The sequence below is a fragment of the Neobacillus sp. SRL179 genome, from assembly GCF_984799095.1.
On the sequence record NZ_OZ481792.1, the window covers coordinates 1048915 to 1066471 of the forward strand.

A 17557-nucleotide genomic window follows, 5' to 3' on the forward strand; every position below is an offset into this window, starting at 1 on the left:
TTTCTATATTGTAGCGTGTTTATATGGAAAAATAAACCGTTAAGCGAATGTCTTGATTACATTGGCTGGCTGCTTTTTTGTTTTTCGAATACATTAAACATGACCCAATATAGTCCGGCACTAATCAGTGCAAGCAAACAAAGAATGGTGAAAGTCCATCCATAGCCTACCCAAACAGTCAAAGGAATAGCTAGGGGAGCAATGGTTCGCCCAAGGGTAAATCGTAAACTGGCCGCGGCAAAGTACTGTCCCCTCATTTCTTCAGGTGCCAGTTTAGAAACAAAGCTTTGCTGCAGACCAGCCCCCATAAGTTCACCAAATGTGAAAATAGCCATGGCAAAAAGTAAGCCCCAAATCCACTGTGTTTGACTAAAGATGACAATAGAGATGGCATAAACGACAGAAGAGAGGGCAAACACATTTCGTTCATAGTACTTACCCATCCACCTTGTAACAAAGACCGTGAATAGGGCGACGAGCAAGCCATTTTCAGCTAAAACAATCCCAAAGGCCTGTTCTCCTTTGACGACAAGTGACCAATCGCCGATCGTCATCAAAGTCTGGCTGCTAACAAAATCTTTGATATAAACAGGAATTAATAAGTCTAGCTGCATAAAGGTCTGACCCGCTAAGACGCCCGCCATGATAAATAAAAGAAAGGTTTTATCCTTAACAATTAGGGTATAATCCCTGAGCTGATTACTTAAAAAGTAATACCATTTTCCATCACTAGAGGCACGTTTTTGTACAGGTACTGTTTCCCTTGTCCATTTTGCTAAAATCAATCCAACGAAAATACAAACAGCACCTGCAAATAACAACAATCCGAAGCGATAATTGACATAAAAAATAGATCCTAAAATGGGACCAACGACCACTGCAATATTAATAGAAGTATAAAAGATGGCAAACACATCACTCCGATGTTTTTCATCCACCACATCGGCTACCATTGCTTGGCTTGCAGGCCAGTAAAATGAACCGAATACACCTGCAATGGTAAAGGCAATAAACCCTAACCATGGAGATTCAAGCCACGGAGAGCTTGCTAAAGCAAAACAAAAGTACGAGAGTCCCTGGCCAATGGCTGAAAGTACCATCATTCGTTTTCGTCCAAATCGGTCGGCACAATAACCGCCCATTAAATTTGCTGCAACGGAAAACACTTGCGAAAAAACTAATAATAACCCTGCTTTACTTTTGCCGAATTCATCGGCAAAATAGATTGATAAAAACGGAAAAAACATCCAATAAGTTATGTTGACGATCGCTTCAGAAAACAAGCGAACCTTTAAATTTGCATCCCAATCCCTAATCCTCATAAAGTTCCTCGTTTCTCTATTTTCGTGCCCTTCCCATCATACTATTTAACTGGAAAAATGCTCAAGTAAAATTAGCCGGTACATATTTAAAATATTGAATGACAAATCTAGAAAAGATTAAGAATCTGAAGTGCAGGGACATCTCATTTTTTCCTACTATTAAAAAGAGGTTTACTATTTAAAGGTCTCTGTGAAACTGAATTATATTAGGTTTTGTGCTATGATTATAATTCAATGGGTAACCCGAAAGGATGTTTTTATAAAGTGAAAAAAAGTTTAGTTTTAGCTGAAAAACCTTCTGTTGCTCGAGATATTGCACGAGTATTAAATTGCCATAAAAAAGGAAATGGCTTTTTAGAAGGAGATAAATATATAGTAACATGGGCGCTTGGACATTTAGTTACACTTGCCGATCCTGAGATGTATGATGATAAATATAAAACATGGAAACTGGAAGACTTACCAATGTTACCTAACGAGTTAAAGCTTGTCGTTATTAAGCAAACAGGAAAGCAGTTTCATTCGGTAAAAAGCCAATTACTTCGTTCTGATGTAGGGGAGATTATAATTGCTACTGATGCGGGGCGGGAAGGTGAATTAGTTGCCCGCTGGGTCATTGCTAAAGCGAAGATAAACAAACCTATAAAACGGTTATGGATTTCTTCAGTTACGGATAAGGCGATTAAAGATGGATTTAGGTCTTTGAAACCGGGAAAAGCATACGAAAACCTTTATGCTTCGGCTGTAGCCCGCTCCGAAGCTGACTGGTATATCGGTCTTAATGCAACCAGAGCGTTAACAACACGATTCAACGCACAACTCAACTGTGGCCGCGTACAAACTCCTACTGTAGCCATCATTGCAGCACGTGAGGAAGAAATCAAAAACTTTAAACCCCAAACCTATTACGGCATTGAGGCACAGACAACCGATAAATTAAAGCTCACCTGGCAGGATGCAAAAGGGAATAATCGCAGCTTTAATAAAGAGAACGTAGACGCGGTAGTGAAAAAATTGGGTACAAAAAATGCTGTTGTAACAGAGATTGAAAGGAAGCCGAAGAAGTCATTTTCTCCAGGACTTTATGATTTAACAGAATTACAGCGTGATGCCAATAAAATATTTGGTTACTCGGCTAAAGAGACGCTGAATATTATGCAAAAGCTATATGAGCAGCATAAAGTGTTAACGTACCCCCGGACAGATTCACGCTTTATCTCATCAGATATTGTTCCTACCATTCCAGAGCGTCTAAAAGCGTGCGGTGTTGGTGAATATCGTTTACTGACAAATAAAATCTTAAAAAAGCCAATTAAGGCTTCGAAATCATTTGTAGATGATAGCAAAGTGTCTGATCACCATGCCATCATTCCAACTGAAGGATACGTGAACTTTTCAGCTTTTACAGATAAGGAACGGAAAATCTATGATTTAGTTGTAAAACGGTTCCTGGCTGTCTTATTCCCCGCATTTGAGTATGAACAATTAACACTTCGGGCGAAAATCGGCGAAGAAAACTTTGTCGCTAGAGGAAAAACAATTTTATCGATTGGCTGGAAAGAAGTTTACAATAATCACTTGGAAGACGAAGATGAAAATGATGACCTAAAAGAACAGATTTTTCCGCGGATTGAAAAAGGCGATACATTAAACGTAAATCTAATCGCACAAACATCCGGTCAAACAAAACCACAGGCACGATTTACAGAAGCGAGTCTTTTATCAGCAATGGAAAATCCAGTGAAGTATATGGAAACTAAGGATAAACAGCTTGCCGATACCTTAAAATCAACGGGTGGTTTAGGGACAGTGGCGACACGGGCTGATATAATTGACAAGCTATTTAATTCATTTTTAATCGAAAAGCGCGGCAAAGACATTCATCTTACTTCTAAGGGCCGTCAATTGCTGGAGTTAGTTCCTGAAGAACTTAAGTCTCCATTATTGACAGCTGAATGGGAGCAAAAGCTCGACCAAATTGCTCATGGCAAGTTGAAAAAAGAAGTGTTTATCGGTGAAATGAAGAGGTATACCAAGGAAATTGTAGCTGAAATAAAGTCAAGCAGTAAAAAATACAAGCACGACAACATTTCAGCGAAAAATTGTCCAGACTGTGGAAAACCAATGCTCGAAGTAAACGGCAAAAAAGGTAAAATGCTTGTTTGTCAAGATCGTGAATGTGGACATCGCAAAAATGTCTCACGCGTCACAAATGCGCGCTGTCCGCAATGCCATAAAAAATTAGAACTGCGCGGTGAAGGCGAAGGACAAATCTTTGCATGTAAATGTGGACATCGTGAGAAACTATCTGCTTTCGAAGCACGGCGCAAAAAGGAATCTGCCGGTAAGGTGGATAAACGGACGGTCCAAAAGTATCTGAAGAATCAAAGTAAGGAAGAAGAGCCAATTAATACAGCATTGGCGGATGCTTTAAAGAAGTTAAATCTAAAATAAATCTTATGATGCTAAAATTTGGGAAAATCAAATTGACAGACAAAGATTTTTTCACATACAATAATTATTGATAAGATAGTTTTTAGAATGGAATGATACCCATGGGACATCCCCATATTAAGAGTCATCATTTATTTATAACCATAAAAGAGGCTGGAATCCAAATCTGAATTGATGAGGATTCCAGCCTCTTTCTTTATTGTACTAAATTGGTAGAGGAGTGGCATTATGATCACCTTAACAGGCAGCAGTTTAACTTTAGAGCAAATGAAAGCAGTTTTATATCGAAAAGAAAAGGTTCAAGCTTCAGAAACAAGTATAGAGGCCGTACTTAAGAGCAGGAATGCAGTGGAAAGAATTGTTTCTGAATCAAGGGTGGTTTATGGAATTACAACTGGATTTGGGAAATTTAGTGATGTATTAATTGATAAAGCACATGTTCAAGACTTGCAGTTAAATTTGATTCGTTCCCATGCCTGTGGGGTAGGGGAACCCTTTCCAGAAGTTGTCGCCAAAGCAATGGTCCTTCTTCGGGCTAATGCCTTATTGAAGGGTTATTCAGGAATAAGACCTCTCGTGATTGAAAAATTATTGGATATTGTAAATAAGGACATTATCCCCGTGATTCCACAGCAAGGATCACTTGGAGCTAGCGGGGACCTTGCACCACTATCCCATCTTGCTTTGGTTTTAATTGGGGAAGGCGAGGTGTTTTATAAAGGAAATCGTATCGACTCAATGACAGCATTTAAACAAGAAGGAATTCTCCCCGTCACACTAGAAGCCAAGGAAGGGCTAGCTCTAATTAATGGCACGCAAGCCATGACAGCTATGGGTGTGGTCGGTTATTTAGAAGCAGAACAACTGGCTTATGAGGGTGAATTAATTGCTGCGATGACAATGGAGGGGTTGAATGGGATCATCGATGCCTTTAGCGAGGAGGTCCATATTGCAAGGGGCTATAAACAGCAAATAGAAACTGCAGCGCGAATCCGTGACTACTTAAGCGATAGCTTATTAACCTCACAACAAGGTGAGTTAAGAGTCCAGGATGCCTATTCATTACGGTGTATTCCCCAAGTGCATGGTGCGTCTTGGCAGGTACTAGATTATGTTAGAGAAAAGTTAGAGATAGAAATGAATGCAGCAACCGATAATCCATTAATTTTTGATGATGGAGAAAAGGTTATTTCTGGCGGTAATTTCCATGGTCAGCCCATTGCATTTGCAATGGATTTTATGAAGATTGCGATGGCTGAACTAGCAAATATTTCGGAAAGACGAATTGAAAGATTAGTCAATCCACAGCTAAATGACTTGCCGCCATTTTTAAGCCCACAGCCAGGTTTGCAATCAGGAGCGATGATTATGCAATACGCAGCGGCTGCTCTTGTATCTGAAAATAAAACTCTGGCACATCCAGCTAGTGTGGATTCGATTCCATCATCAGCAAACCAAGAAGACCATGTCAGCATGGGTACAATCGCATCCAGGCATGCCTACCAAATTATCCAAAATGTAAGAAGAGTCCTCGCTATTGAATTAATATGTGCAATGCAGGCAGTGGAAATTCGCGGAGTAGATCAAATGGCTAGTAAGACAAAGCTGCTTTATGAAAAAGGCAGGGAACAAGTGCCAACCATCAGCAAAGACCGTGTTTTCGCAAATGATATTGAAGTAGCAGCGAACTGGTTAAAGACCATCGAAATTCACCAATTAATCAAGAATATAAGTGTGCAATAAGGAGAGAACAAGAAAATAAAGGCGTGAAAATTCACGCCTTTTACTTCATATGATTTGGAAGCCAACGTCCTGTATCAACCCGCTGCTCTTCTTCATTTTCGACTCTATTTTTAAAAGCTTCTTGGGTTACAATTAATTCTTCATCCCCAATCGCTTCTTTTACATGCTTTTCCGTAAGACTGTCCTCAGGAAAATCACCAGGATGATTTTTTTTCTTGTGTTCAAAATGTTCTCCGCGTGCCATGGTTAACACTCCTTTCGTCTTCGTAAGTAGCATTCCCATCCACACACTAAAATATCACTTGGTAGTTGATTATCAATTCATCTAGAGAGAAGAAATTGATATAATAAAACAAATATGGTTAAAAAGGGGGCCGCAAATTGGATCTTTTCCATTTAATCTCAGAGGATCGGATAAAAAAGGCTTATGAAGAAGGTGAATTTGATCATCTTCCTGGATTGGGGAAACCATTGCAGCTGGAGGATTTGTCCGGAATTCCTGAGGAATTGCGGATGGCCTATAAAGTAATGAAAAATGCCGGTTACACGAAGGAAGAAGGACGTTTGCGCCAAGAAATGATGAGCATAGAGGATTTAATCAAAAAATGTGATGACAATGTTGAAAAGGTAAATCTTCAAAATAAGTTAAATGAAAAACTGCTTCGATTTAACCGGTTGATGTCAAAACGGGGTGTGAAAACAAATTCCTCTATTTTTAAAAATTATGAGTTGAAGGTTCGAAATAAAATGACCTAAAAAGGAATAAAAGCTGGTTGATTTGTGGGAAATCTCATTCATCTCCAGCTTTTTCTTCTTGTTTTCCAGGTTTGCACATTCTGTCTAGAAAATAACCTGCAAAAACAATGAAAGCAATAGGAATAGAAAAATTTAAAACATGAATGACAGTCATTACTCTCCCCCTCACGATAGAAATTAATTTACAACATTAGGTGTTCGCGTATATTGTTTACATTATATGTTAATTGTCATCAAATAGACAAATTTCAATAACAACTATTTTGAATATTCAGTTAAAATGATATGTAGAATCTTGGAAAAAAATGTAATAAAAAGCAGTTAGAAAATTAATATAAATGACAAAATCTAACACCCTGTTATAAAAGGACTATATATAATGGAGGTATCGTTAAAGGATTAAGTATTTGGACCTAGTAGATAATGGGAATAAAGCAATTGGTGGCTCAAGTTGTATGGGAGGCAGAAAAAGGCAAACCTGTTGAAAAGCAGGGACGCAAAGCCGAGGATCTAAGGCGAGGGGTATTTGCTATGGTGGCCGGGCTACCTGGAATACGAATGTATTTTGGGAGTGAGAAAAATGGTTATTACAGAAAGAGAAGTGGATGTAATCGATCAGGAATGGATAACGCTCATATTAGAGGCAAGGCAAATTGGACTATCAATTGAAGATGTTCGAGATTTCCTTACACGTGATAGTCATGAAGAACCATCAAGTACATACTAAAATAGAAAAGAAAAGCATTCTACAAAATCTGTCAAATTTTGTAGAATGCTTTTTTTATCATATTCAACTTAGTTGTCATTCGTTTGATTATTATTACGCCACTTATTAAATTCTAGGAAATCGCGAAATTGATCCTTGGAAACACCAGAATTCATAGCCTCTTTTACAAGATTCATCCAATCAGTATCTAATTCATCCCGATCAATTTGTTCATGAATCAAATGTTCGACAGGGAGATTTAAGACAGCAGCTATTTTTTCGAGAAACTGGATAGAAGGATTTTTTTGTAAGTTCCTTTCAAGTGAACTTAAATAGGATTTAGCAACCCCTGCTTGTTCAGCCAGTTCGGATAGTGACATTTTCTTTTCTGAGCGAAATTTTTTAACGCGGTCACCGATCATTGAGTCTCACACACCTAATTATTTTTTAATTTTCCGGAATAACTCTCCCTCTTCGAAAAAAGGGGGATTAATTTATATGTTCATTCTACCAAAATGAATGAAAAAGTACCATATAAAGAACGAGGTAATATTACAAAAAAATGAACATTTAGGGCACTCATGATTGTTTTTTGAAAAAAACGGAAGATAGAGTTAATATTAAAGAGTGCTGCAAACAGAATGTAAAGGAAATGCGTAACAGAAGGTTTAATGCTCAGTATTATATAAAGATAAATATAAATATATGCTAAAGGTAGGGAAACAAATGATTGTCTTAAAATCACAACGTGAAATTGAAGCCATGAATGAGGCCGGCAAAGTTCTTGCTGCTTGTCATAAAGAAATTGCAAAATTAATAAAACCAGGAATCACTACATGGGATATTGAATTGTTCGTCAATGATTTTTTACGAAAAAATAATGCAATACCTGAACAAGTCGGTTATAGAGGGTATGAATATGCTACTTGCGCGAGTATCAATGACGAAATTTGCCATGGTTTTCCAAGGAAGGAACCATTAAAAGAAGGTGACATTGTCACAATAGATATGGTTGTTAGATACAATGGGGCATTGGCTGATTCGGCTTGGTCCTATGCAGTCGGTGAGATTTCTGAGGAAAACGAGCATTTATTAAAAGTGACTAAAGAAGCTCTATATAAAGGGATAGAACAAGCAGTAGTGGGTAATCGAATTGGAGATATTGGCCACGCCATTCAAACCTATGTGGAAAGTGAAGGTCTTTCTGTTGTACGTGACTTTATCGGCCATGGTATTGGTACAGTGATGCACGAGAAACCAGATGTACCTCACTATGGGTTGCCAGGAAAAGGGGCAAGAATTAAAGAAGGTATGGTATTTACAATTGAACCGATGGTAAATATCGGCCGTTATCAAACAAAAATGGATGATAATGGTTGGACTGCAAGAACGATCGATGGTAAAAACTCAGCACAATATGAGCACACACTAGCAGTTACAAAGGATGGCCCCATCATCCTTACTGAGCAAAAATAAAACGAAAACCCGGTCATTCCTTGGAATGACCGGGTTTTTGTTTTTTATCTTTTTCTAAGATTTCCTAGCTCTTCAACCAATGCCTGCATTTCATTAGGACTAAAGGAATTCTTTTTTTGCACTAAATCGTAAATTTCCTTTAGTTCTTCATACATCTCTTCATCAAAGTGAGATGGTTTAATGGCTCCAAGGTTAAGGACCTTTAACTTTCCCTTAATTTGTTCAATCATGTATTCAACATTTTCCACGGATTTTTCTGACAAATTCATCTTGGTCACCCTTTTCGAAAGTAATGATTCCATCTTTTCATGTTAAAAAGTATCTGTCAATATATAGTTTACCCAAAGAAATGGAGGAAAGTGAACTAGCAAACCTATATAGAAATGTTTGATAAAGCAAAATAAATGGTAATATATTTAATGGTATTATTTTCTTATATCGACATTTATGATATTACGTTACATAAAGGAGAGGTTAAGATGACGAGGAAAAATCAATTTTGGAAGGGTATTCTGCTTGGAGCTTTAGCAGGTGGTGCTATCAGTTTATTGGACAAGCATACTCGTGAGACTATGAAGGAGAACGTCCAAAGGACTTCTAGCAAAGTAGCCTACTTAGTGAAACATCCTGATGAAGTAACTGAAAAGGTAAAGGAAACTGCTGATAAAATCCGCAATACCTTTGAACAAGTCAGTGAAGATATTGTCTTTATTACAGATAAGGTGGATGAGTTAAAGGAACTTACACCACAAGTAACCGGAATGATCAAAGAAACCAAAGAGGCCTTTACAGAAAATGAAGAGGTTGATCTTTTAGAAGATGTTGTAGAAGGGAGAAAAATCATCAATTAAGAAGGAGGTAGTATATGAACAAGGAAGCGAACGTACGCTCTTCATTACTGAGATTACTTTGGCACAGGATTGAAGAAGATGATATTCCTGGCTTAAGTGCACAACTTGCCTATTTTTTTCTTCTTTCCTTGTTTCCACTCTTGATTGTTTTATTTACATTATTGCCTTATATTCCGATTCCACATCAGGATATGCTCGGTATGATTAAGGACTTTGCACCAGATGAAGCGATGGATTTAATCGAGAAAAATATAAATGAGATTATGGATCACCAGAACGGCGGCTTGCTTTCGTTCGGAATCATTGGTACCATTTGGTCTGCTTCAAACGGAATTAATGCGATTGTGAGAGCCTTTAATAAGGCTTACAATGTAAAGGAAAGCCGTTCGTTCATTGTATCTCGAGGAATGGCTATTCTGTTAACATTTGCAATGATTTTTGTTTTTCTTCTTGCCATTGTTCTTCCGATTTTTGGTAAAGAAATTGGCGTTTTTTTATTTTCCAAAATGGGTTATACTCAGGAATTTATTAAATTGTGGAACGCTCTGAGCTGGCTTGGAAGTACAATCATTTTATTTATCATTTTTACAGGCTTATACTGGATTGCGCCAAATGTGAAATTCCGTTGTCGAAGTGCTTTTCCTGGTGCAATATTTGCTACCTTTGGCTGGATTCTAACATCATTTGGTTTATCTTTTTATGTAGGAAATTTTAGTAACTATTCGCTTACTTATGGTAGTATTGGGGCAATTATTGTCTTAATGATTTGGCTATACTTATCTGCATTCATCATCATTCTGGGTGGAGAAATCAACGCCTTTTATAGTGAAAAAAATAAGACGAACTGCTAATACTTTCCTTCATGAAAGTCTTCCCTTTGCCCAAACTATGATTGTGGTGTTTTTAACTCCACATTAAAAAGGGAGGTTTTCAAAATGACCAAACACACAAAAAAAGATGGCGGCACTAAGCAAAAAGGTAAAGGCAGTAAAGGAAACAAAACGTCCGGTTCTGCAAACGGTTCAAACGGATACCACTAAGTGTTACTCTAATAGGAAAAGCTGGGTGTAAACGCACACCCAGCTTTTGTTATACAATTTATTTTATGATTTTAATAATCGGAGACTATTGAGTATGACTAAAATGGTGCTGCCTTCATGGCCAATGACTCCATAGGGTAAATCAAGCAGCTGAAAAAAGTTGGACGAGATTAACAGCATGATGACCAGAATGGAGAAGATCACATTTTGTTTAATAATTTTATTCATACGCTGTGAAAGGTGGATGGCTTCAGCAATTCGAGGAAGATCATTTTTCATTAAGACCACGTCAGCTGTTTCAAGGGCTACATCCGTGCCGCCACCCATGGCGATGCCCACATTGGCAATTGCTAATGCCGGGGCATCGTTAATGCCATCGCCCACCATCGCCACTGTTTTATATTTTTCCTTCAATTGTTTGAGTTGCTCGACTTTTTCCTCAGGCAAGCATTCTGCAAAAAATTTATCAACATGACACTCAGCTGCAATCGCACGGGCCGTTTTATCACTATCGCCCGTTAGCATAACCGTTTGTATGCCTTGTTTTCTTAGGCCATCTATGGCTAGTTTTGTTTCTTCCCGAACAACGTCTTTCATTGCAATCATGGCACATAGTTCTTCATTAATCTCGACGAAGACAAGGGTGTTACCTACACTGGCCAATTCTTGTGCTTTCCCATCTGAAAATTGATCCACCTGATCTTTGCCAACAAAAGCGGCTTTACCAATTTTCCAATTCTCCCCGTTTATTTGTGCTTTGACACCCCAGCCAGGAATATCCTCTAGGCTGTCTGGATGAAATAAATCTTTTTTAAGTTGCTGCTTAGCGTAATTTACGATAGCAACAGCGAGCGGGTGGTTGGAAAGGTTCTCAATAGAAGCTGCTTTCCAAATGATGTCCTCTGGATCCAATCCTTTTTTAACAATTACTTCTGTAACTTCAGGCTTTCCTTTAGTCAAAGTTCCCGTTTTATCAAAAGCGATCGCCCCTAAATGACCTAGATTTTCTAAATGAACTCCGCCTTTTACTAATATGCCATGCTTAGCACCATTTGAAATCGCCGATAAGGTTGCCGGCATGATGGAGGCCACAAGCGCACACGGAGAGGCAACCACTAATAATATCATTGCACGGTAAAAGGACTCATGCCAACTCCAGCCTAGTAGAAAATAGGGTAAAAAGAACATGGCGATGACAACAAGCAAGACCACTTTCACATAGGTCCCCTCAAAACGCTCAATAAATAGTTGGGAAGGCGACTTTTCACTTTGGGCTGATTGGACCAACTGGATTATTTTTTGAAAAAGCGTATCTGTGCTTTCTTTTGTGACATTTACGGTAATAGAACCTGTCATATTCACTGTTCCTGCAAAAACTTCCGCTTGTTCACTTTTTGAGACCGGCATGGATTCTCCTGTAATGGCAGCTTCATCAATATTGGTTTGACCTTTAATAATAACGCCATCAGAAGGGATTCGTTCACCCGGTTTGATTAGGATATGATCCCCGATAAGAAGTTCGGTAACGGCAATCCGTTTTTCCTGCCCATTTGTAATCAGCCAGGCTTCTTCTGGCTGCAGGTTCATTAAAGAGGAAATTTCCTTATGACTTTTATTCATGGTGTAGGTTTCTAGAGCACCACTGACGGCAAAAATGAAGATTAATATGGCTCCTTCTGTCCAGTAACCAATAATGGCAGAACCAACCGCTGCAAAAATCATCAGCATTTCCACGTTTAATTCTTTATTTTCATACGTAGCCTCAATTCCTTGCTTTGCCTTGGCAAATCCACCTATCACAAATGCCAGCAGATAGCCAATGATTGATTCAACACTGTAACCATATTTATCAAAAAGCCAGCCAGCTACTATTAAAACACCACTCAATCCTGCAGCAATCAATTCGGCATGTGGTTTGATTTTTTCCAGTAAACTAACCTCTTGAATTCCCTTCGTGATAAGCTTTGCTTCCGAACTCATGGTTTCTCCCCCTTATTTTTTGCTAACCCTGACCAGGGCGCTTACGCTTTTCTATCTGTCTAGCTCCAGCGCCCTAGCGGCTAATGTCCTTCGCTCTCCGCCCTACGATAAGTCAACACAGAATCGCTAACGCTCTCCGCCCTACGATAAGTCAACATCGAATCGCTAACGCTCTTCGTGTTTCCTTTATCGCGTTTAACGGGCAGTAGATTCTCAACTGCCCGTAAGAACCCGATCGGTTCAACTAACAATCAGCGAGAAGTACGTTCGCTGATTGAAGTTTCACCTTATCTCAGTTGGAGCGCTCCAGCCCATACGCCGCTGACCAGGGCGCTTCCGCTTTTTTATCTAATTGAGAAAAATAATCAAAGTCAGTACCCCTAAAAAACACGAAAGCTGTCATCAATTGATGACAGCGGCATTCTTAGGTGAATTTATTTTTCTTTTATTTTATCACACATTTTATGCTTTAGATATGAATTTGCCCTATCTCCATATTAAGAATTTTGTTCAAATGAGGGATAGGCTTTTCTTCCAAAAATAAAGATAATGAATGAGACCGTTAGAAGCATCGTACTTATAATGTAGAAGAAACTAATCTGTTGAAAATTTTTAATAAACAAGCCGCCTATTATTGGTCCACTTAAACTTCCGAGACTATAAAAGATTCCGCACATTAAATTCCCCGTTGGTAATAGTTGTTTTGGAACGAGATCCGTCATATAACTAATGCCTAGTGAAAAAGTTGAACCGACAGCCATTCCGGATATCAGGAACGTGATAAACAAACCAACAATGGATTGTTCTAGAACGCTTGCAGCAGTAAAACTAAAAAAGCCGATAAAAAGGATAGACATTAAAATATTTCTCCGACCGTACTGGTCACTTAATATCCCTAAAGGAAGCTGGGTAATGAGACTTCCAATTGCAAAAGCAGATAACATAATCGAGACACTCGAAACATTAATATGCATTCTTAGGGCATAAATGGGGAAACTGCCGTTTAAGGAAGATTCTAAAAATCCGTATGAAAATGGTGGTAAAAAAGCGACCCAGCCATATTTTAAAGCCTTTCTAAACTGTTTGACGGTGGCAAGAAAAGAGTTAATGCTAACATCTTGTTGAGGAAATTCATTTTTTAATGAAAATACAAATCCCCAGCCAATTAAACAAAGAATTGACGAGACAATAAAAGGAAGGGAAGGATTTACATTTACCAATGGAGTCATTAATGGGCCGGTTGCAAATCCAATTCCAAAAAATAATCCATATAAGGAGATATTCCGCCCCAGTCTAGCAGCTGGCGAGGAAACGGTAATCCACGTTTGTGTAGCAAAGTGGAGAGCATGATCCCCAATTCCAATCAGTAACCGTAATAAAAACCAAAACCAAAATGTTTTCCAAAGTGGAAATAAGGCTAAGGAAACCACAACCAATCCCCCGCCGAAAATAATTACTGGTTTATACCCATATTTCCTTAAAGGCATCTCCATAAATGGTGAGACTAAAAGGATTCCAATATAAAGGGCTGTCGCATTAAAGCCATTTAATGAGGGGGAAATTCCACTTTGTTCAAAAATAACGGCAATGAGGGGAAGCAGCATTCCTTGAGAAAATCCAGATACAGCCACAATACTAACCAGAATCCAGAAACGTAAATTTGTTTTATTCATTTAGCTTCCTCACTTCTACAAAACGTTCATCAGGTACATAGTTCCTAAATGATGGTAACGAGAAATCCTTTTAATTGCAAGGGAAATGTTACCTAGACATTTTCTTCTTTTTTAGGTAAATTAAGGTCCGAGTGTAAACAATATGTTTAATAGAAAAAATGGCGGGTAAGAATTTATTCATGGAGGGAATGCAGTGGCAAATAAAATTTTTATGCTAATGACGTTTATTGGTGTACCATTATCCGTAATTGGAACCATGATGCATTGGTCAAATATTGTGCTCTTTATTTTGTATTGTTTAACGATTGTTGCATTATCTAGCTATATGGGAAGGGCAACAGAAAGCTTGGCGATTGTGGCAGGACCGCGTATAGGGGGGCTTTTAAATGCAACCTTCGGTAATGCGGTTGAACTTATTATCTCCATCTTTTCACTAAAAGCAGGACTCGTGGGCATCGTTCTAGCCTCATTAACGGGTTCCGTTTTAGGGAACTTATTATTGGTGGCTGGTCTATCATTTTTTATTGGCGGGTTAAAATTCAAACGACAGGAATTTAATGTTTATGATGCCCGTCATAACTCCGGTTTACTGATGTTTGCTGTCATTATTGCCTTTGTCATTCCAGAGGTTTTTTCAATGAATATGAGCGAGCCTAAAACCTTATCCTTAAGTATTGGTATATCAGTTATTCTGATTGTCCTTTATTTAGCCGCCCTATTCTTTAAACTCGTCACCCATCGCGGGGTTTATCAGTCGGACTCTCAAAATACGACTCATGAGGAAGAAGAACCAGAATGGGGAAAAGGAAAAGCAATCGCTGTTCTTCTTATTGCGACTATTGCTGTTGCCTATATTTCCGAGCATCTTGTACATACGTTTGAATATGTAGGAGAGACGTTTGGTTGGTCTGAATTGTTTATTGGGGTAATTATAGTTGCTATCGTGGGGAATGCTGCGGAACATGCATCCGCTGTACTTATGGCTTTTAAAAATAAAATGGATATTGCGGTAGAAATTGCAATTGGATCTACCTTACAAGTGGCCATGTTCGTTTTACCAGTACTCGTCCTGATTTCTCTATTCTTTGAACAGTCCATGCCACTATTATTTAGCTGGCAAGAACTCATTGCAATGGTATCATCCGTTCTCCTAATGGTGGTCATTTCCAATGATGGAGAATCAAACTGGTTCGAGGGTTTGACCTTGCTTGCGGCCTATGTAATTATGGGAATTGGATTTTTCCTACTATAAAGGTTTTCTTTTCTTATATAACAAAGACTCTAAGCCGAAATGGCCTAGAGTCTCTTTTTTTTTCAACATTTTACTTTTAAATGTAAGGGGTAAATCACCATTGCTGTATGTTATAATGAAACAGCAACTCAAAAGGATACAAAATCAATCGTTGTTCTTTGGGACCATTAATCACCAACCTTCATGTTTAGTTAAGTAGAAAAACACGAGTGTTGAAGTTCATATATGAGAAAAATCCCAACCTCCTTAAGTATAAGTAAAATAGAGCCGATTGATTACTGCCCTCCTTTTTTTTAGATTAAATTTATTATATCTGCATTTTTGAATTTTGTAAATAATCTGATTATTACAATTCTATTACTTTTTTATCAATCCTTAAGGAGCAGCTAATGAAATTTACGACACGGTTATTATTTTTTATTATTGGGCTATCAATCATGACTTTTGGCGTATGCATGACAATCAAAGTTTCAGATATTGGCCTCGGAGCATGGGATGCACTAAATGTGGTCTTAACCGAGAAGGCAGGTTTATCTGTAGGAAAATGGGTGATGATTGACGGTGCGTTTTTAATCTTCCTCAATGCTTTTTTAGTGAAAAGAAAACCTGATTTTCTTTCTTTTCTAACGATCATTGTAATTGGTTCGTTAGTAGACTTTTGGTTGTTCACGGTATTTGATCTATTTAGTGTCGAACAGTACATGTTCAAACTAGGAATGCTGCTAATAGGAATTTTGGTCATCGGTTTTGGGGCTTCTATTTACTTGCAGGCGAAATTTCCACAAAGCCCAATTGATAATTTTATGTTAGCGATAAAAGAACGGTTTGGTGTTAATTTGATGCTGGCCAAAACGATCGGCGAAATAACAGCCTTGATTCCCGCCTTCATCCTTGGTGGGCCTATTTCGTACGGAACTTTTATTATTACTTTTACGGTAGGACCGGCTATACAAATCTTTTTCCCGCATTTTGAGAAATTAAGGGGTCGTTTACAAGCAAAAGGGTAATACATAATATGGTTGAAAAAATACTTCGAGTTAATGATGGATAATATTTATGAACTCCGAAAAAACTACTAGCAGACTTATTAATGTTCCTAGTGAAAGGAGTTCAACCCGTGAAGAAAAATCTTTCTTTACTCTTGTCATTGCTCGTGATGTTAACCTTTATACCGTCTGCTTTTGCGCAAAAGGCCCCGGTGATAAAAAATGCAGTAAAATATCAAGTTCCGTCCTCGGTTCGTAACATTACCAAGGAAAATACCTATCCCAATTCAACACAGGACTTACCATTATTGCAGCCTAGTGATTTAACCAAAAAGTTGATTAACTCTTCGAAGGTTAAAATCGAAAACCCTGACTTGATTCGTATGCTCAATGAATCCAGTATTAACAGTACCCCATTTGCGGTGGGTTATCGAGCAATTATCTACCTTGGCCAGTGGCCATTAAATTATGAATCATCGGAAACCTCGCCTAACTGGGAGTATCAAAAAATAAATACAAACTACTTTGATAATCGCGGTGGTAAGGTACCCTATCAAATAAAATATGTCCAAGAAGCTCAAAAAGTTGTTAGAGGCGGATTAACAGCTAAAATTGCTAATGCCGAAGATGTAAAAAAGATGATGCTATTAAAGGCCATGGAAAAGACACGTCTGCCTTTAGCATTCGAAACGATCATTGGTGCAGGTACGAAAAATGATCATATTTATAACATCCCTGCAAATCGCTTGGGCTATTTGTATGCCTATGCCCCTGGGGTCAATGAAAAAGGAAAAGTAACATATGGCGAAGTATATTTAATGCTGAAAGGCAGTAAAAAATTCATCGTCATTAAAAATGTTACCTCACAAGGGATTGGCGCCTGGATTCCGGTCCAAGATTACGTATCATTTGGATTTGCTGCCTCAGAACGGCCACGATGAAGTAGAACTCGCCAAACCGGCGAGTTTTCTTTATAAAAAGATTGTCAGAATCCGTTTATTTCTGTAGGATGAAAAAAGGTAATGAAAGGAGCGCAACTTACATGGGCAGTCCAATTCAAGATAAAAATACACAAGTTGATTTTCTAAAACACCGATTAAATATGTTTATAGATGTGCTGGAGGCGATTGATCCTGAAGATACTGATCTTGAGGATATTGACCGTTTACTAGCTATGCTAGATGATATGGAATCGAAATGCAGAGAATTTAACAATCGTGAAGATGGAAGTGAGCCTGTTTAAGATACAGGCTCTTTTTTTATAATAAGTCAGTTATCATCAAATCCTTTAAATCTAGCGGGTGGTAGAGTATAATGT

17 protein-coding genes and 1 riboswitch are annotated in these 17557 nt (G+C 38.3%); of the genes, 11 read left to right on the forward strand and 6 right to left on the reverse strand.

Going from position 1 to position 17557, the window contains the following annotated elements; genetic code table 11:
• Positions 1–56 precede the first annotated feature (56 nt).
• Positions 57–1322 (reverse strand): MDR family MFS transporter, encoded by a 1266-nt coding sequence (locus AC4E8C_RS05145; protein WP_490210808.1) that lies wholly within the window; start codon positions 1320–1322, stop codon positions 57–59.
• Positions 1323–1586: 264 nt separating this feature from the next.
• On the opposite strand from AC4E8C_RS05145, the gene AC4E8C_RS05150 reads away from it, so the two are divergent.
• Both AC4E8C_RS05150 and hutH read left to right on the forward strand, forming a co-directional pair.
• A complete protein-coding gene (locus AC4E8C_RS05150; RefSeq protein ID WP_490210810.1) occupies positions 1587–3776 on the forward strand; it encodes a DNA topoisomerase III in 2190 nt (729 codons plus the stop codon).
• Positions 3777–4004: 228 nt separating this feature from the next.
• Positions 4005–5519, forward strand: a complete 1515-nt coding sequence (gene hutH, locus AC4E8C_RS05155; protein ID WP_490210812.1) for a histidine ammonia-lyase — start codon at positions 4005–4007, stop codon at positions 5517–5519.
• A 40-nt stretch (positions 5520–5559) separates the two neighbouring features.
• Here hutH and AC4E8C_RS05160 read toward each other — a convergent pair whose 3' ends face one another.
• A complete protein-coding gene (locus tag AC4E8C_RS05160) occupies positions 5560–5763 on the reverse strand; it encodes a hypothetical protein (protein ID WP_490210814.1) in 204 nt (67 codons plus the stop codon).
• Positions 5764–5900: 137 nt separating this feature from the next.
• Here AC4E8C_RS05160 and AC4E8C_RS05165 point away from each other — a divergent pair, with 137 nt between their 5' ends.
• Positions 5901–6275: a DnaJ family domain-containing protein gene (locus AC4E8C_RS05165; RefSeq protein WP_490210816.1), complete on the forward strand. Its 375-nt coding sequence runs from the start codon at positions 5901–5903 to the stop codon at positions 6273–6275.
• 461 nt (positions 6276–6736) lie between these two features.
• Positions 6737–6826, forward strand: a riboswitch (cyclic di-GMP riboswitch).
• A gap of 29 nt (positions 6827–6855) precedes the next feature.
• Positions 6856–7002, forward strand: coding sequence for an anti-repressor SinI family protein (locus AC4E8C_RS05170; RefSeq protein WP_490210818.1), 147 nt, complete (start codon positions 6856–6858; stop codon positions 7000–7002).
• Positions 7003–7070: 68 nt separating this feature from the next.
• On the opposite strand, the gene AC4E8C_RS05175 is transcribed toward AC4E8C_RS05170, so the two are convergent.
• On the reverse strand, positions 7071–7403 hold the full coding sequence (locus tag AC4E8C_RS05175; RefSeq protein WP_490210820.1) for a helix-turn-helix domain-containing protein: 333 nt from the start codon (positions 7401–7403) through the stop codon (positions 7071–7073).
• A 304-nt stretch (positions 7404–7707) separates the two neighbouring features.
• Here AC4E8C_RS05175 and map point away from each other — a divergent pair, with 304 nt between their 5' ends.
• Positions 7708–8457 carry a type I methionyl aminopeptidase gene (map, locus tag AC4E8C_RS05180; RefSeq protein ID WP_490210821.1) on the forward strand — a complete coding sequence of 250 codons (750 nt, stop codon included), beginning with the start codon at positions 7708–7710 and terminating at the stop codon, positions 8455–8457.
• A gap of 44 nt (positions 8458–8501) precedes the next feature.
• Here the strand turns inward: map and AC4E8C_RS05185 are convergent, their stop codons facing one another.
• Entirely contained in the window at positions 8502–8726 is a 225-nt protein-coding gene (locus tag AC4E8C_RS05185) for a DUF1128 domain-containing protein (RefSeq protein ID WP_490210822.1), read from the reverse strand.
• A 210-nt stretch (positions 8727–8936) separates the two neighbouring features.
• On the opposite strand from AC4E8C_RS05185, the gene AC4E8C_RS05190 reads away from it, so the two are divergent.
• Together AC4E8C_RS05190 and AC4E8C_RS05195 are read left to right on the forward strand one after the other, a co-directional pair.
• Positions 8937–9308 carry a YtxH domain-containing protein gene (locus tag AC4E8C_RS05190; RefSeq protein WP_490210824.1) on the forward strand — a complete coding sequence of 124 codons (372 nt, stop codon included), beginning with the start codon at positions 8937–8939 and terminating at the stop codon, positions 9306–9308.
• Between the two features lie 14 nt (positions 9309–9322).
• A complete protein-coding gene (locus AC4E8C_RS05195) occupies positions 9323–10159 on the forward strand; it encodes a YihY/virulence factor BrkB family protein (protein WP_490210826.1) in 837 nt (278 codons plus the stop codon).
• Between the two features lie 252 nt (positions 10160–10411).
• Here the strand turns inward: AC4E8C_RS05195 and AC4E8C_RS05200 are convergent, their stop codons facing one another.
• Both AC4E8C_RS05200 and AC4E8C_RS05205 read right to left on the reverse strand, forming a co-directional pair.
• A complete protein-coding gene (locus AC4E8C_RS05200) occupies positions 10412–12328 on the reverse strand; it encodes a heavy metal translocating P-type ATPase (RefSeq protein ID WP_490210828.1) in 1917 nt (638 codons plus the stop codon).
• Positions 12329–12825: 497 nt separating this feature from the next.
• Positions 12826–14001 (reverse strand): MFS transporter, encoded by a 1176-nt coding sequence (locus AC4E8C_RS05205; protein WP_490210830.1) that lies wholly within the window; start codon positions 13999–14001, stop codon positions 12826–12828.
• A 193-nt stretch (positions 14002–14194) separates the two neighbouring features.
• Here AC4E8C_RS05205 and cax point away from each other — a divergent pair, with 193 nt between their 5' ends.
• The 4 genes from cax to AC4E8C_RS05225 all read left to right on the forward strand — a co-directional run bounded on the left by cax (position 14195) and on the right by AC4E8C_RS05225 (position 17482).
• Positions 14195–15253, forward strand: coding sequence for a calcium/proton exchanger (gene cax / locus AC4E8C_RS05210; RefSeq protein ID WP_490210831.1), 1059 nt, complete (start codon positions 14195–14197; stop codon positions 15251–15253).
• Between the two features lie 389 nt (positions 15254–15642).
• Positions 15643–16260 carry a YczE/YyaS/YitT family protein gene (locus tag AC4E8C_RS05215; protein WP_490210832.1) on the forward strand — a complete coding sequence of 206 codons (618 nt, stop codon included), beginning with the start codon at positions 15643–15645 and terminating at the stop codon, positions 16258–16260.
• 110 nt (positions 16261–16370) lie between these two features.
• Positions 16371–17180: a YfkD family protein gene (locus AC4E8C_RS05220; RefSeq protein WP_490210833.1), complete on the forward strand. Its 810-nt coding sequence runs from the start codon at positions 16371–16373 to the stop codon at positions 17178–17180.
• A gap of 101 nt (positions 17181–17281) precedes the next feature.
• Positions 17282–17482, forward strand: a complete 201-nt coding sequence (locus AC4E8C_RS05225) for an SE1561 family protein (RefSeq protein WP_490210834.1) — start codon at positions 17282–17284, stop codon at positions 17480–17482.
• Positions 17483–17557 lie beyond the last annotated feature (75 nt).